General features: G+C 70.0%; 14 protein-coding genes and 2 pseudogenes. 12 read left to right on the top strand and 4 right to left on the bottom strand.

Features of this window, described 5'->3' with window-relative positions; genetic code table 11:
- Nucleotides 1–369 precede the first annotated feature (369 nt).
- Entirely contained in the window at nucleotides 370–1089 is a 720-nt protein-coding gene (locus ACIA73_RS24995; protein ID WP_399440908.1) for an esterase/lipase family protein, read from the top strand.
- Nucleotides 1090–1212: 123 nt separating this feature from the next.
- Here the strand turns inward: ACIA73_RS24995 and ACIA73_RS25000 are convergent.
- Both ACIA73_RS25000 and ACIA73_RS25005 read right to left on the bottom strand, forming a co-directional pair.
- Nucleotides 1213–1458: pseudogene (locus tag ACIA73_RS25000) on the bottom strand (hypothetical protein); the annotation flags it as partial.
- 66 nt (nucleotides 1459–1524) lie between these two features.
- Nucleotides 1525–2070: a type 1 glutamine amidotransferase domain-containing protein gene (locus ACIA73_RS25005; RefSeq protein ID WP_399440909.1), complete on the bottom strand. Its 546-nt coding sequence runs from the start codon at nucleotides 2068–2070 to the stop codon at nucleotides 1525–1527.
- Nucleotides 2071–2315: 245 nt separating this feature from the next.
- Here ACIA73_RS25005 and ACIA73_RS25010 point away from each other — a divergent pair, with 245 nt between their 5' ends.
- The 5 genes and pseudogenes from ACIA73_RS25010 to ACIA73_RS25030 all read left to right on the top strand — a co-directional run bounded on the left by ACIA73_RS25010 (nucleotide 2316) and on the right by ACIA73_RS25030 (nucleotide 6034).
- Nucleotides 2316–2744: an NAD(P)H-dependent oxidoreductase gene (locus ACIA73_RS25010; protein WP_399441087.1), complete on the top strand. Its 429-nt coding sequence runs from the start codon at nucleotides 2316–2318 to the stop codon at nucleotides 2742–2744.
- A gap of 50 nt (nucleotides 2745–2794) precedes the next feature.
- A pseudogene (locus tag ACIA73_RS25015) lies at nucleotides 2795–3841 on the top strand (PHP domain-containing protein).
- 270 nt (nucleotides 3842–4111) lie between these two features.
- Nucleotides 4112–4756, top strand: a complete 645-nt coding sequence (locus tag ACIA73_RS25020) for a HemK2/MTQ2 family protein methyltransferase (RefSeq protein WP_399441088.1) — start codon at nucleotides 4112–4114, stop codon at nucleotides 4754–4756.
- Entirely contained in the window at nucleotides 4740–4985 is a 246-nt protein-coding gene (locus ACIA73_RS25025) for a CDGSH iron-sulfur domain-containing protein (RefSeq protein ID WP_399440910.1), read from the top strand. The genes ACIA73_RS25020 and ACIA73_RS25025 overlap by 17 nt, the downstream gene beginning before the upstream one ends.
- Nucleotides 4982–6034 (top strand): iron-containing redox enzyme family protein, encoded by a 1053-nt coding sequence (locus ACIA73_RS25030; protein ID WP_399440911.1) that lies wholly within the window; start codon nucleotides 4982–4984, stop codon nucleotides 6032–6034. The genes ACIA73_RS25025 and ACIA73_RS25030 overlap by 4 nt, the downstream gene beginning before the upstream one ends.
- Before the next feature lie 20 nt (nucleotides 6035–6054).
- On the opposite strand, the gene ACIA73_RS25035 is transcribed toward ACIA73_RS25030, so the two are convergent.
- Nucleotides 6055–6858: an IclR family transcriptional regulator gene (locus ACIA73_RS25035; RefSeq protein ID WP_399440912.1), complete on the bottom strand. Its 804-nt coding sequence runs from the start codon at nucleotides 6856–6858 to the stop codon at nucleotides 6055–6057.
- A 166-nt stretch (nucleotides 6859–7024) separates the two neighbouring features.
- Here ACIA73_RS25035 and ACIA73_RS25040 point away from each other — a divergent pair, with 166 nt between their 5' ends.
- From ACIA73_RS25040 to ACIA73_RS25050, 3 genes are read left to right on the top strand one after another with little or no spacing between them, the layout of a single operon-like run.
- The gene (locus ACIA73_RS25040) at nucleotides 7025–8020 is read left to right on the top strand and encodes a 5-dehydro-4-deoxyglucarate dehydratase (RefSeq protein ID WP_399440913.1); all 996 of its coding nucleotides are present in this window, start codon (nucleotides 7025–7027) and stop codon (nucleotides 8018–8020) included.
- Nucleotides 8017–9273, top strand: coding sequence for a glucarate dehydratase family protein (locus ACIA73_RS25045; RefSeq protein WP_399440914.1), 1257 nt, complete (start codon nucleotides 8017–8019; stop codon nucleotides 9271–9273). The genes ACIA73_RS25040 and ACIA73_RS25045 overlap by 4 nt, the downstream gene beginning before the upstream one ends.
- A 4-nt stretch (nucleotides 9274–9277) precedes the next feature.
- Complete coding sequence (locus ACIA73_RS25050) at nucleotides 9278–10468, top strand: hypothetical protein (protein ID WP_399440915.1); 1191 nt, start codon at nucleotides 9278–9280, stop codon at nucleotides 10466–10468.
- Here ACIA73_RS25050 and ACIA73_RS25055 read toward each other — a convergent pair.
- Nucleotides 10457–11467, bottom strand: coding sequence for a hydroxyacid dehydrogenase (locus ACIA73_RS25055; protein ID WP_399440916.1), 1011 nt, complete (start codon nucleotides 11465–11467; stop codon nucleotides 10457–10459). The two genes, ACIA73_RS25050 and ACIA73_RS25055, sit on opposite strands and share 12 nt — an antisense overlap.
- Nucleotides 11468–11878: 411 nt before the next feature.
- Between ACIA73_RS25055 and ACIA73_RS25060 the strand changes: the two genes are divergently transcribed.
- The 3 genes from ACIA73_RS25060 to ACIA73_RS25070 are packed head-to-tail and all read left to right on the top strand — an operon-like array spanning nucleotide 11879 to nucleotide 15038.
- On the top strand, nucleotides 11879–13207 hold the full coding sequence (locus tag ACIA73_RS25060) for an ABC transporter substrate-binding protein (protein WP_399440917.1): 1329 nt from the start codon (nucleotides 11879–11881) through the stop codon (nucleotides 13205–13207).
- The gene (locus tag ACIA73_RS25065; RefSeq protein WP_399440919.1) at nucleotides 13204–14175 is read left to right on the top strand and encodes a carbohydrate ABC transporter permease; all 972 of its coding nucleotides are present in this window, start codon (nucleotides 13204–13206) and stop codon (nucleotides 14173–14175) included. Before ACIA73_RS25060 ends, ACIA73_RS25065 begins: the two co-directional genes overlap by 4 nt.
- Entirely contained in the window at nucleotides 14172–15038 is an 867-nt protein-coding gene (locus ACIA73_RS25070; RefSeq protein WP_399440920.1) for a carbohydrate ABC transporter permease, read from the top strand. The genes ACIA73_RS25065 and ACIA73_RS25070 overlap by 4 nt, the downstream gene beginning before the upstream one ends.
- Nucleotides 15039–15183: the final 145 nt, after the last annotated feature.

The raw sequence follows: 15183 nt of genomic DNA on the forward strand, positions 1-15183 counted from the left end.
TCCTCGTTGAGCGGGCCATTTCGCCCGTTACGCCCTGAATGAGGGAGGTATTCGGCGATTGGTTTCGTTCTCGTTCCACCGGTTTCCGGGGGCAGTCGAAGGTCCCGAGGCGGCGCACGGCGTCCGACCAGGCCACTTGGGAACAGCGAAAAGCTCCCTTTGCCTCTCATTTAGGTGCATTGGTCCCGTAGGCCGTACGCGGGGGGGCGATTCCGGCGGCGCCCCGCCCGGAGCCACGGCGATCTCCGGCTCACCTCGCCCTCTCCGGGTCAGGCAGGTCGACGAAGCGGCGCACGAGTCTGTTCATCCGTGCTCCCGGGCCCCACCATGCTTGCGACTACTCGTGCGTAACTGACTTTGGGGGGACGCGTGTTGAAGCGTTGGTTCAGGCATCTCGGCGGGACGGCCGTTGTGCTGTCCGCCGTCCTGGTGTCCCAGCTGCTGCCTGTTGCGACCGCGAGTGCCGGGACGGCGTCCGCTCGGAGCGGGTCCGGACGCCTGCCGGTCGTCTTCGTCCACGGCTACAACGCCGACCCCGGCGTGTGGGGCGGTCTGCGTGACGACTTCAAAGCTGATGGCTACACCGATGCCCAGCTCTTCTCCTTCGGTTACGACACTCACCGGTCCGTCAACGAGGTGCTGTCCGGCGAACTCGCCGCGTACGTCGAGAAGGTCATGAAGCAGACCGGCGCGCCCCAGGTCGACCTCGTCGCCCATTCCTTCGGCAGCCTGGTTACCCGCTGGTACGTGAAGTTCGCCGCCACCGGTCAGGCATCCGTCTCGCACTGGGCCTCACTCGCCGGCCCCAACCACGGCACCAGCACCGCATGGGCCTGCGCCCTGTGGGACCAGGCCTGCCGCGACATGACGCCGGGCTCCTACGTCCAGAAGGGGCTCGCCGCGGGCGACGAGACGCCCGGAGCCGTGCGTTACGGCACCTGGTGGTCGCGCTGCGACGAGGTCATCAACCCCGACAACAGCGTCCCCCTCGCCGGCGCGACGAACAACGCCGCCGGCTGCCTCGACCACAATGAACTCCTCGGTGACGACGCGGTCTCCGCGGGGGTCAGGGCCTTCCTCCGCTCTTGAGGTGCTCCTGAGACGCTCCTGAGAGGCAGTGTGCGACGTGGGCGCGGAATCGAGGCGACGGCGAGGAGCTCGGACCGCCAGTTCTGCGGGCTCGGGCTCCAGAAGTCCGCGGACGCAGGCCGCTCATGGCTGCCACGTCCATGCGGTGATCTCGGCAGGGTCGGTGCCGGTGCGGCGGATGTGCTCGCGCAGCCGGTCCCTGTGGCGCAGGTGTGCGGCAGCCAGGTCACCGGTGACGGTGGCGCGTCCGCGCAGCTGACCGAGGGCGGCGGCAGCGAGGTCGTGGCGGGAGACGCCATTGCTGGCGAGGAGGTCGTACGGGGTGGTGGTGGTGCCCTCCTCGACGTAGGCACGCCGGGCCGTCGCGGATTCCTGGGGACGGTCAGGGCGAGTACCCCTCGTCGGGCCCTTCGCCGTAGGCCCGGACCGTGTCGCTCATGCATCCCCGTTCTTGCGGAATTCGCTCACCAGCGCCTCGCAGAACGCCTTGAGGTCGTCCGGCTTGCGGCTGGTGATCAGGGTGCCCGGGCCGCCGTTACAGATCTTGACCTGCTCGTCCACCCAGGTGCCGCCGGCATTGCGGATGTCGGTACGCAGGCTGGGCCAGGAGGTGAGCGTGCGGCCACGCAGCACATCGGCCTCGATCAGGGTCCACGGGGCGTGGCAGATCGCGGCGACCGGCTTGTCCGCGTCGAAGAACGACTTCGCGAAGGCAACGGCGTTCTCGTCCAGGCGCAGCGCGTCGGGGTTCGCGACGCCGCCCGGCAGTACGAGGCCGTCGTACTCCTCCACCGACGTCTCGCCCACCACCTGGTCCACCGGGAAGGTGTCGGCCTTGTCCAGGTGGTGGAAGGCCTGTACCTGACCGGACTCGGTGGACACGAGCACGGGGGTGCCACCGGCGGCACCCACCGCCGCCCACGGCTCGGTCAGCTCGACCTGCTCGATGCCCTCGGGGGCCACCAGGAATGCGATACGCATGGGAACTCCTTGTTGTTTCCGGCCGGACCGGGGGCGCCCGGCTCTCAGCCTCAGCGGTCAATGGAGGGCGTACAGCTCTGCCCGCCCCCTGCCACCTAACCAATTCATGCCAGAAAATGCGCATTCTCACGATTTGCACAGGAAACACCCGCGGCGAGATCCTGGACACCGTCCGCCCGAGGAGTCACTCGTCCTGATCAAACCCGCGCCGCCGTGCATGGACGAGCCGCGAGGGTTACCCACTGCTGTCCCTCGTCTGTACGTTGAGCCCCTCCCCCAAGCCCTCCAGCAGCCAGCTTCTGGCCGAGCAGGTGGGCGCGGAGTTCGAGAAGCTGGGCGCCGAGGTGGAGACCGTACGCGTCGCCGACCACGACGTACGCCCCGGTGCCGAACTCGACATGGGCGACGGCGACGCCTGGCCCGCCCGGCGCGAGAAGGTCATGGCCGCCGACATCCTGCTGCCCGCCACCCCCATCTGGCTCGGCCACCCCGACGCCCGCTTCTCCCTCGCGCCCGGCGCGGTGACCTACTGGGTGGGCGAGGCCCAGCAGGGCACCGACTACCAGGACCTCGACAACACACCCGAAGCCGTGGCCACCACCACCCACACCCTCGCCGTGAACGCCCACCACCTGGCCGGACAACTGCGCCGCACCCCCTACCCGCCCTACTGACGGGACCTGTTTTCCGCGCCGGAGAAGCCCGCGCGTACCCCCGACAGCGGCTGGAGGTGGTGAGGGAGCCTGTGGAGGCGCTGGAGCGCGTCGCGTTTCTGCTGGAACGCCATCGTGCCCCGACGTACCGGGTGCGGGCCTTGCGTAACGCTGCGGCGGTGGTTCGTGGGCTGGCGCCCGGCGAGCTGGCGGAGCGCGTCGCGCACGGAACGCTGTAGTCGCTCAAGGGGATCGGCCCCAAGACCGCCGGCGTGATCGGGGAGGCAGTGGCCGGCGGGGTTCCCGATTACGTGCAGCGACTTGAGGAGGCAGCGCTGGCTCCGCTTGTCGCCGGCGAGGGCGGCAGTGGGCTGCGTGCGTTGCTGAAGGGCGACTGCCATCTGCATTCCGACTGGTCGGACGGTGGTAGCCCCATTGACGAGATGGGGCACGCGGCGCGGGACGTCGGGCACGACTGGGTTGTGCTCACCGACCACTCGCCCCGGCTGACCGTGGCCCACAGACTGTCGGCAGAGCGGCTGGCCGAGCAACTGGACCTCGTGGCGGAGCTGAACGCCCAGTGGGCACCGTTCCGGCTGCTCACCGGCATCGAGTGCGACATTCTCGACGACGGCGGCCTCGACCAGGAGCCGGAGTTGCTCGACCGGCTCGACGTGGTCGTAGTGTCGGTGCACTCCACACTGCGGATGGACGCGGCGGCGATGACCCGCCGCATGGTGGCCGCCGTCAGCAACCCGCGTGCCGACGTGCTGGGCCACTGCACCGGGCGCCTGGTCACCGGCCGGGGCAGACCGGAGTCGCAGTTCGACGCGGACGCGGTGTTCGCGGCGTGCGCCGCGGCGGGGACGGCCGTGGAAATCAGCGGTCGGCCCGAACGTCTCGACCCGCCCCGCCGGCTGATCCACACGGCGTTGGAGGCAGGAACCCTGTTCGCCGTCAATACCGACGCCCATGCCCCCGGGCAACTGGACTGGCAGGTGATCGGGTGCGCACGGGCGGAGGAATGCCGGGTGCCCGACGAACGGGTGGTGAACACCTGGGACGCGGAGAAGCTGTTGGCCTGGACAGGGGCAAGCCGGGAGCGCCTGGCCACCTGACCACCGGGCCGACGACGCGGCTCGTCTCGCGTGCGGCTGTGCGGCTGTGCGGCTGTGCGGCTGTGCGGCTGTGCGGCTGTGCGGGGCAGATGTGCCACAAGTGGTGGCACGTTCCCGGAGGGAGGAACGTGGAGAGGTCCGTTGCCGCGGAGCCCGGCGAGGCGGCGGCCATGGAAGAGGCCGGCAGCAGGCTCCGACGTCTGCCGGCGGAGGAGGAAGGAAGAGGGTGAGCCTGTGACGCGGTTGATCAGTCGGTGGGAGGCCGCGGCGATGCGGGTGCCCTCCGGCGTGTACGCGCCGCAGGACGACACGCGGCTGCTGCTCACGGCACTGCGCCGGGAGCCGCTGGGCCCCTCCTGCACCGTGCTCGACATCGGCACGGGGAGCGGGGCGCTGGCGATCGAGGCCGCTCGGCTCGGCGCCAGGGTCCACGCGATCGACGTCGCCCGGCGCGCGGTCCTGACCGCTCGCTTCAACGCCTGGCGGCAGGGGCAGCACGTCCGTGTGGGGCGCGCGGACCTCGCGTCGGTGGTTCCCGCGGGCGGGTACCACCTGCTGCTGAGCAACCCGCCGTACGTACCCAGCCCGCAGCCCGGCCAGCCTCGCAGAGGGCCCGCCAGGGCCTGGGACGCCGGGCCCGACGGGCGCGCGGTCGTCGACCGGATCTGCGCGGCAGCACCGCGCCTGCTGCGGCCCGACGGCACGCTGCTGATGGTTCACTCCGCGCTCAGCGACACCGCGGCGACGCTGCGGCACCTCGCCGCGCGTGGACTGGAGCCCGAAGTGGCGGACCGGGCACTCGTACCGTTCGGCCCGGTGCTGCGCTCCCGGCTGGAATGGCTTCGTGCCGGAGGACTGCTGGGCGCCGACGAGGACAAGGAAGAGCTGGTGGTGATCCGTGCCGTACGACTCTGAGGAGCGGCCCGCGGAGGGCGCCGGGCCGCGCCGTACCCGTATCCGCGTGGACAGGCAGGGGCCCGAGGGGCCCGTACTGGTCGAGGGCCCGGTGGAGGTGGTCGACGAGGAGGGGAATGTGTCCGTCTCGGACCGCTTCCAGGTGGCGCTCTGCACCTGCCGCCGCAGCCGCGCCTATCCGTGGTGCGACACCAGCCACCGTCGACGAAGCCGAGGAGAGAGCGCGTGAACGAGACGAGGGAGCCGCGTGCGGTCAGCCCCGCGCTGCCCGTCGCCCGCGGTCCGGTCAGCGCGGGTCTCGTGGAAGCTCTGAGCTCCGCGACCCTCCCCCCGCTGTCCCTACCGGATTCGTGCGCCGCCGGGGCCGCGGGCCTCGATCCGTACGGCGATGACCTGCAGTTGAGCCTCTACGTCCTGTACGAGCTGCACTACCAGGGCTTTGCCGGGGTGAGCGACGACTGGGAGTGGGAGCCGCAACTGCTGGCGCTGCGCAGGGAACTGGAGAAGCGGTTCTTGGCCGCGCTGCGGGCGCGGGTGCCGGGCGGCACCGACGTGACGGCGACACTCGCGGACCTGTTGGACGAGCCGACCGGGAAGGACCCGTCGAGCGTCAGTCATTTTCTGCAGACCGAGGGAACCCGGGAGCAGCTGCGCGAGTACGCCGCCCTGCGGTCGCTGTACCACCTCAAGGAGGCCGATCCGCACGCGTGGGTGCTCCCCCGCCTGTACGGGCGGGCGAAGGCCGCGATGGTCGCTGTCGAGTACGACGAGTTCGGCGCGGGCCGACCCGAGGACGTCCACGCCGGGCTCTTCGCGGACCTGATGCGGGACCTCGGGCTGGAAACCGCCTACGGCCACTACCTCGACGCGGCGCCGGCACCGGTGCTCGCCACGGTCAATCTGATGTCCCTGCTCGGCCTGCACCGCTCCCTGCGCGGGGCGCTGGTGGGGCACTTCGCCACCGTGGAGATCACCTCGCCGCCGGGTTCGCGGCGGCTCTCCCGGGCCATGCGGCGCCTGGGGGCAGGACCCGCGGCGCAGCGGTTCTACGACGAACACGTCGAAGCGGACGCGGTGCACGAACAGGTGGTGCGGCGGGACGTGGTGGGCGGACTGCTGGCCCAGGAGCCGCAGCTCGCGCCGGACATCGTGTTCGGCGTGGAGGCCACCGACCTCCTCGAAGGACGGCTGGCCGCGCACGTACTGGATGCCTGGCGTGGGGGTCGCACAGCCTTGCGCGACCGAAATCCGGCTTCCGCGACCGAGCCCCAGAAGTAGACCCGGACCTGAACTCCGCGTCACCGGATTCCCGCGCGGCGCAAGCGCTGCCCGAGCTCCGCGGTGGCCTCGGCGAGCAGTTCGCCGACGCGCTGGGCGTCGTCGTCGGTGACCTGGTCGATGGGCATGGAGCAGCTCATGGCGTCGGTGCCGGGGATCCGGTACGGCACCACCGCGGCGACGCATCGCACCCCGAGGCCGCCTTCCTCGATCTCGGCGCCGTAGCCGCGTTCCCGGGTGCGGGCGCACTCGGCGTGCAGGGCTTCGACCGAGGTGATCGTGTGCGGGGTCAGCGCGGTCAGCGGATCACGCAGGACGGCTTCGATCTCGTCGTGGGTGAGCTCGGCGAGCAGCGCCTTGCCGAGGGCGGTGGCGTGCGTGGGCAGGGTCCGGCCGACGCGTGACACGAGGTGGGTGGACCTGGCCGACTCCCGGGTCTCCAGGTACACCACCTCGGCGCCGTCGCGGCGGGCGTAGTGCGCGGTGAACCCGGTCTTCTCGCGGACGAGTTCGAGCGCCTCCGTCGCGTAGGGGATCACCGGGTCGCGGTCGAGATACGCGGTGCCGCAGATCAACGCCCGTACGCCGAGCCGGTAGCGCCCGGTGTGGGAGTCCGCCTCCAGCCACCCGGCGTCGAGCAGCGTGCGCAGCAGCCCGTGCAGGCTCGACCTGGGGAAACCGGTGCTCGCCTGAAGATCGGACAGGGACAGCCAGACACCGTTGGCCGCGAACGTCTCCAGCAGATCGATGGCGCGGCGCGCCGATTTCACCCCGGCCGGCTCAACGGCGTTGTCGCTTGCGGGGGTTCCCACCTTCTGCGGCACGAGTCGCTCCTCCATCCAACCGTTGACACGTACGTCACACCACATTAACGTCCCGGGACAGCATTCGTAGACCTGAACTTCTATCACAAACGCAGACCTCGTTCACATTCATGAACGACACGGCTCGCACAGCAAGACCCTTCGAGAACGAGAGAGTGACAAGTTGATGGCACAACCCCACATCCAGCTCGACGGACTGCTCGCGTTTCCCCTCACCCCTTTCACCCGCGAACTCGGCCTGGACCTTGAGGCGTTCGCCGAAACGGTCGAGAGGCACGTGGCGGCCGGTGCCGGAGCGCTGTTCATCGCCTGCGGGACGGGCGAGTTCAGCGCACTGACGGCCGACGAGCAGGCGGCGCTCCTGCGCAGGGCGCGGGAGGTGGTGGCCGGCCGCGTGCCGGTCTGGGTGGGTGCCGGCGGCGGCGCGGCGACGGCCAGGGCCGGGATCGCGGCGGCCCAGGAGGGGAACGCCGACGGCGTGCTCCTGCTGCCCCCCTACCTGGTGTCCGGCCCGCCGTCCGGCCTCGTGGACCACGTACGCCACGCGGTGAACGACAGCACCGTCCCGGTCGTCGTATACCACCGCTCCAACGGCGCGTTCACCCCGAGGTCCGCGGTGAAGCTGCTCGACATCCCCTCCGTGGTCGGGCTCAAGGACGGCGTCGGCGACGTCGAGCTGATGACCAGGATCGTCACCTCGATCCGGAGTTCCGAGTCGCCGCGGGCCGAGGACTTCCTGTTCTTCAACGGTCTGCCCACGGCCGAGGTCTCGGCACGCGCGTACAAGGCGATCGGGGTGGCCCGTTACTCGTCGGCGGTGCACTGCTTCGCACCGGAGATCGCGATGCGTTTCCACGGCGCGCTCGCGGCGGGCGACGACAAGGTCGTGGACGCTTTGCTGTCGGGGTTCTACCTGCCGCTGGTGGCGCTGCGGGACGAAACCCCGGGATTCGCGGTCTCGTTGGTGAAGACCGGTGCACGACTGCGGGGCGACCGGGTCGGCGGCGTACGGCCTCCGCTCGTCGAGCCCACGGCGGAACAGACCGGCCGGCTGGAGAAGATCGTCAAGGGCGGTTACGCGCTGCTGGCCGCGCTGGACGGTGCGGTGGACGGCGAGTTCGACGGTGCGGCTGCCGCCGGGCGGGACGGCACCGGCCGATGAGAATAGCCGACGTGGTGCTGACCCCTGTCGCGTTCCGCGACCCGCCGCTGCTCAACGCGATGGGGGTGCACGAGCCGTTCGCGTTGCGCGGGGTGGTCGAGGTGCGCTGCGAGGACGGGGTGGTGGGTCTCGGGGAGTCGTACGGCGATCTGGCCTTCCTCGACCAGGTGCGCAAGGTGCTGCCGGAGCTGGCCGGGCACGATGTGTTCGACCTGCCCGGTCTGCGCCGCATCGTGGCGCGGGTGCTGGGCGGGGCGGTGTTCGCCGATGAGCACGGGCTGACCGGTGGCTTCTCGGTGAGCAAGACCGTCGCCAGCGTCTACTCGCTGTTCGAAGTCGCCTGCCTGGACGCCCAGGGGCACTGTCTGGACCGCCCGGTGGTCGACCTGCTCGGCGGCCGGGTGCGCGACGAGGTCGACTTCTCGGCGTACCTCTTCTACAAGTACGGGGCGCACGCGGACGGTCAACAGGACGCCTGGGGCGAGGTGTTGACCCCCGAGGCCCTGGTCGGCGAGGCCCGGCGGATGATCGACAGGTACGGTTTCAGGTCGATCAAGCTCAAGGGCGGTGCGCTGGATCCTGACCGTGAGATGGACGGGATCCGCGCGCTGGCCGAGGCCTTCCCCGGCCTTCCGCTGCGCATCGACCCCAACGCGGCCTGGACGGTGGAGACTTCGCTGCGGGTGGCGCGCGCCCTGGACGGCGTCCTGGAGTACCTGGAGGACCCGACCCCGGGCATCGAGGGCATGGCGAAGGTCGCCGAGCAGGCGAGCATGCCGCTGGCCACCAATATGTGCGTGGTGCGGTTCGAGGACATCGCTCCGGCGTTCCGGGCCGGTGCGGTCGGTGTCGTCCTCTCCGACCACCACTTCTGGGGCGGGCTGCGGGACACCCAGGCGTTGTCGAAGACCTGCGAGACCTTCGACGTCGGCCTCTCGATGCACTCCAACAGTCATCTCGGCATCAGCCTCGCCGCGATGGTGCACGTCGCCGCGGCGACCCCGCACCTGACGTACGCCTGCGACACGCACTGGCCGTGGCGCGACGTCGACGTCATCGCACCGGGCGCGCTGGAGTTCCGCGGCGGCGCGGTGGCCGTGCCCGACAGGCCGGGTCTGGGCATCGAGCTGGATCGGGACGCGCTGGCCAGGGCACATGAGGACTACCTCCGGTGCGGTCGGACCAGACGGGACGACGCGACGTACATGCGCAGGTTCGTCCCCTCGTTCGAGCCGAACACGGCACGGTGGTAGAACCGTGCGAGTAGTCGGTTACGCCTATCCGTGGGACGTCCTGGACGCACCCGGTTTCGTGGACCGGGCGCGGGACCTCGGGGTCGACGAAGTGGCCGTCGCCGTGTCGTACCACAGCACCCGTGCCGCCACGCCCTGGTCGGCTTCGGGTACGTCGGTCCTGGCCCGGCATGCGGCGCTCTACCGTCCGGTGCGGGAGGAGGCCTGGCGGGGGGCGACGCTGCGTCCGGCCGCGCCGGACTGGGTACGGGTGCCCGACAGTGCGGGGGACGCCGTCCGCGCGCTGAACGCGGCCGGCGTGCCGGCCGCCGCGTGGATCGTGCTCACCCATGACTCCCGGCTGGGCACGGAGTTCCCTCAGTACGCCGTGCGCAACTGCTTCGGCGAGAGCTACCCGTGGGCGCTGTGCCCGTCCCGGCCGGAGGTCCGGGCGTACGCGGCGAGGCTGACCGCGGAGTGCCTGGCGGGGCTCGACCTCGCGTCGGTGGTCCTCGAAGCCTGTGGTCAGCTCGGCGCGGTGCACCAGCACCAGCACGAGAAGACCGACGGCGTCTGGTCGCCCGCGGTCGCACGGCTGCTGTCGGTGTGCTGCTGCACGGCCTGCGCGCAGGGCTGGGCGGAGTCGGGGGACGGGTCGGGCGCGGGGGACGGGTCCGGTGCGAGTGCCGAGGAGGTCCGTGGTGCTCTGCGGGCCGAGGTACGTCGTCTGGTGGACGGCGCCGATCTGTCGGCCACCGAGGACCGGTTGCCCGCCGGACTGCGGGCCACCCTCCTCGACACCCGGCAGCGGGGCACCGACCGGCTACGGCGCGAGGTGCTCGCCGCGATCCGGCCGGGCATCAGGGTCGCCCTGCACGGATCGGTCGACTCCTGGGCGACCGGGGCGCTCCCCGGTCTGACCCCGGACGCGGCCTCGGAGGTCGATGTGGTGGTGCTGCCGAACTGGGTGCCGGGCCGGGCCGGTGTGGACGCCGTCGCGGCGGCCCGTCGGCAGCTTCCGGCCGGGGTGGAGGTCGGCAGCTACGTCACCGCGGTCGCGGCCGACCCGGTCCCCGGCATGAAGGCCCACGTCGCGGAACTGGCCGGGGCGGGCGCCGGTGAACTGCACCTCTACCACCTGGGATTGGCGGGCCCCGGCCGTCAGTCAGAGCTGTACGCCGCCACGGGTGCGGCCCGTACGGGGTCAGGCCAGTGAAGCGGCGTGGGTGGGGTTGATGGCGTGCTGGAGCGGCCGGCCCTCGGTGAAGCGGCGGAGTTCGTCGAGCACGAGCAGTCCGAGGCGGTGGCGTTCGGCGCCCATCGCGCCGCCGAGGTGGGGCGTCAGAACAACGTTGGGAAGGTCGAACAGTGGCGAGTCGTGGGCGGGAGGCTCCGGGTGTGTGACATCGAGTACGGCGGTGAGGTCGGGCCTGGCGCGCAGCACCTGCGCCGCGGCCGGCTCGTCGATGAGCGCGCCCCGCGCGGTGTTGATGAGCGTCGCGCCCTGTCCCAGGGAGTTCAGCAGTCGCGCCCCGACCGTGCCGCGGGTCTCGGGCAGGAGCGGAGCGTGGAGGCTGACGACGTGGCAGGTGGCGAAGAGTTCCTCGATGCCGATGAGCTGTACACCCGCCTGCCGGGCGGTCTCCGGGGAGGCGACGGGGTCGGTGGCGTACACCTCGACGTCGAAGCGGGCCAGGTGGGCCGCGACGAGCCTGCCGATGTGGCCGAGCCCCAGCAGGCCCACTCGCGAACGGTAGGCGCCGGGGACCGCGACGTTGTGCGGGAAGTGGCGGCTGCTCGTCACTTCCCGGGCGATGCGGTGCACCTGCTTCAGCCCGAGGAGGACCTGGGCGAGGGTGAACTCCGCCACCGGGACGGCGTTGGCCGAGGCCGCGGAGACGATCGGTATGCCGCGCTCCCAGAAGGCGGGCGTGGTCAGGTGCCGGACGGACCCGGCCGCGACGAGGACCGCCCGCAGTCGCGGGGCGTGCCCCAGCAGGGCGGCGTCCAGGACGGGTGCGCCCCAGCCCGTGAGAAGGATGTCGACCCCGCTCAGCGCGGAGGGGTCCGCGTCGAGCTGCTGCCGGGTGACGGGCGGGCCCTGCCAGTGCACCAGCCGGTCGATCCCGTCCAGTACCTCGGGCGGATAGACGTCCGCCCGGCGTTCCTCCTCCATGACCAGCAGGGCTGTCGGTACGGTGGCCGGCTCGTTCATGTCGAGTTCTCTCCTCTGGTGTCGCCGACCGGGGTGGCTTGTTCAGCACCTGCGCCAGGCGGCTCGCACGGACCATACATCGGATCACTGGGATGTCATCGGGCGCAGAACGAAGGTCTGGCGCTCGTCGATCGGCCCACGAACGCGGTGATCTGCACCCACTTCGGGGCAGTGAGGTTGTCACCGTGAGCGAGTTAACCACCCCTTAATCAGGGGATATTAACTGATTTATGAAGGGGTTCAATCCCCCACCGACTCGACCTCCTGCCACGCGCAGGAGCGCGCGTCCATCGGGACTTACCGGCCGGGAATATTCATATTCATCGGACTATTGACCGCTGATTCGGACACCGTTACCGTCCGAGCAAGCGCTTTCTAGGCCAATTGGGCAACAGCGAAACGGGAGTTGTCATGCAGAGATCGCGATGGATCGGTGCGGGTTTTCTCGCCTCGGCACTGGTCCTCACCAGCTGTACATCCGGGCCTGCGGGAGTGGGTGCCAAGCAGAACTCCAAAGCGACGCTGGAGCTCTGGACCAGGACCACACCGGGCGGACCCGGGGAGCAGGGAGCGCTCAAGCTCGCCAAGGCCTTCGAGAAGTCCACGGGCCACAAGGTCAAGGTCACGGCCATCTTCGACGACTTCGAGACCAAACTGCAGCAGCGGGCCGCGCAGAAGAACCTTCCCGACATCGTCATGAACGACGTGACGCAGATGGGGGCGATGCACAGCCAGGGCCTCCTCAGGGAGATCGAGCTGGGCAAGATCAAGAACAGCAAGGACGTCATCGGCCGCGGGCTGGACTCCGGCAAGACCATGGACGGCAAGCAGTACTCACTGCCGTACTCGGCGCAGGCGTCCGCCCTGCTCATCCGCAAGGACTGGCGGGAGAAGCTGAAGCTCGGCGTCCCGCAGACCTGGGACGAATTCGCCACGATGGCCAAGGCCTTCACCACCCAGGACCCCGACGGCGACGGCAAGCAGAACACCGCCGGCCTCGCCGCACCGCTCTCCACCAAGCGCGGCTACGCCTCCTGGTACTTCTCCAACTTCCTGTGGGCCGCGGGCGGGGACTTCATCACCGAGTCCGGCAAGGGCACCTACAAACCGGCGATGACCAGCAAGGCGTCCGTCGAGGCCATGCAGTGGTTCCGTGACCTCGGCTGCAAGGCCAAGGCGGTCCAGCCGGGTTCCGTGACCATGGACACCCCGCCGACCAACGAGACGTTCGAGGCGGGCAAGACCGGCATGTACGTCGTCGGCCCGTACCTGCTGTCGCGCTTCGACAAGAGCCTCGGCAAGGACAAGTACGAGGTCGTGCCGATGCCCAAGGGGCCCAAGGACGCCACGGTCCTCGCCGAGGGCGGTTCGGTCTATCTGATGGCCGGCTCCGAGAACCAGGCCGGTCAGGACGCCTTCGTCGACTTCGCCATCTCCGCCGAGGGCCAGAAGGTCTCCATGGAGGGTGAAACCGGCTTCGTCGTACAGCTCCCCGTCAACACGACGGTGAACATCTCCCAGGTCCGTCCCGACCCCCGCTGGGAGACGTACTCCAAGGCCTACCAGGACTCCGGGCGCTATGCGCCTTCCATCCCGAACTGGACCCCGGTGCGGCAGGCGACGGCGGACACCGTGAACGCGCTGATGGCCGACTGCGGCCTGGACATCGGGACCAAGCTCGGTGAGCTCGACAAGCAGCTCGCCGGCATTCTCAAGGAGCAGGGGATCGCCGCGTCATGAGTCTCGACCAGGCAGGGCCGGCCGCTCCCCCGGCGGCCGGCCCTGCCACCCGCACAGCGGGCCGCCGGGGCCCTCACGCCACCGGCCGCCGGAAGAACGGCCGCAGGTCGGGCCGGTGGTGGACGCCCTGGCTGTTCCTCGCTCCCGCCCTGCTGCTCTTCCTGTACTTCAAGTTCATCCCCATGTTCAGCGCACTGACCATGTCCTTCCAGGAGGTTCAGCCCTACCTGGGAAACAAGTGGGTCGGTACCGAGAACTACGCCACGGTGCTCCAGTCCCTCGGTTTCCGCGAGGCCGCGTGGCACACCGTCGTCCTCGCCGCCGGACAGACGGCCGGCTCGATGGCTCTGGGACTCGCTCTCGCACTGCTGCTGGAAGGGCAGAGCCGCCGGTTGGGCTTCGTGCGCTCCGCGGTGTTCCTGCCGGTGGTGGTGCCCATAGCGGTCGTCGCCGAACTGTGGCGGATCATGTACCACCCGACCGGGGACGGGATGCTCAACTCCCTGCTCGGTCTGGTGGGGTTCGGCCCCTCGGGGTTCATCAACGACCCCGACTCGTCGATGGCCTCGATCATGGTCACCGGCATCTGGCGGGGCGCCCCCTACGACATGATGATCTTCCTCGCCGGTCTGACGAGCGTGGACCGCGGTCTGTACGAGGCCGCCAAGGTCGACGGCGCGTCCAGGCTGCAGCGGGTGTGGTACGTGACGGTGCCCGGGCTGCGCTCGGTGTTCTCGATCCTGTTCATCCTCGCCGCGATCCGCGGACTGCGGGTGTTCACCGAGGTGTTCCTGCTGACCAACGGAGGGCCTGACGGCTCCACCGAGGTCGTCATGACCCTCATCTACAAGCTCGGCCTGGAGCAGAACCGGCTCGGCGTCGGCGCGGCGGGAGCCGTCCTGCTGTTCGTCGCGACGCTGATCCTGACCGTCGTCGTCCAACTGCTGCGGCGGAGGGAAAGCAAATGAGCGTGTCGACCGAGACCGCGCTGGGCCTGACCGAGAGCCGCAGCGTCGGCGGACGGATCCTGAAGGCCGTCATCTACCTGCTGGCCCTGGTCGTTTTCGGCGGGCCGCTGCTGGCGCTGCTCGTCAGCGCCTTCGGTGACGTCAAGGACCCGACCCAGCTGAGTGTGATCCCCTCCGGTTTCACCCTGGACAACTTCAAGATCGCTTTCGACCAGGGCGTGCTCACGTACCTGCTGAACTCGTTCTTCGTGGTCGGCTTCGGGCTGCTGCTCCAGGTGGCCGTGTCGGTGCTGGCCGGGTACGCACTGGCCAGGAAGGTCTTTCCCGGGATGACGCTGGTGCTCGTCGCCGTCCTGGCGACGCTGATGCTTCCCGAGGAGATCCTGGCCCTCCCGCTGTCGCTGATCCTCGCCGACCTGCCGGTCCTGCACTTCAACCTGATCGGCACCCTGGCCGGAATGATCGTCCCGCTGGGCGCCTGGGGATTCTCCATCCTGGTGATGACCGAGTTCATGAAGGACGTGCCCCGGGAGCTGGAGGAAGCGGCCCGCATCGACGGGGCCGGCGACCTGCGGATCTTCTTCCAGATCATCATGCCGATGTGCAAGCCCGCCCTGGGTGTCATCGGGGTCTTCGGCTTCACCATGATCTGGGACCAGTACCTGCTGCCCCTCCTGGTCTCCACCGAGGCTTCCTCCTACACGCTGCCGCTGGCACTGCGGACACTGCGGATCGACCCCGACGTCACCCCGGGCGTGGTGCTGGCCGCAGCGCTGCTGGCGCTGCTGCCCTCCGTGGTCGTCTTCCTGTTCTTCCAGCGCTCCTTCGTCAGTGGTCTGTCCTCCGGCGCTCTGAAGGGCTGACCCCGCAGCCGCGGCGGGCGTCCCCCGCGCCCGGACCGGACCTGAAGGGCACCCGGCTCACGACCGGTCCCGTGAAGCGTTCACGTACCCCCTCCCCCGCACCAGGCGGCCCTCCGGCGCACCGCATCCGCACCTGCCGGCCGCT

The sequence above is a fragment of the Streptomyces sp. NPDC051561 genome (assembly GCF_044454195.1).
GTDB lineage: Bacteria > Actinomycetota > Actinomycetes > Streptomycetales > Streptomycetaceae > Streptomyces.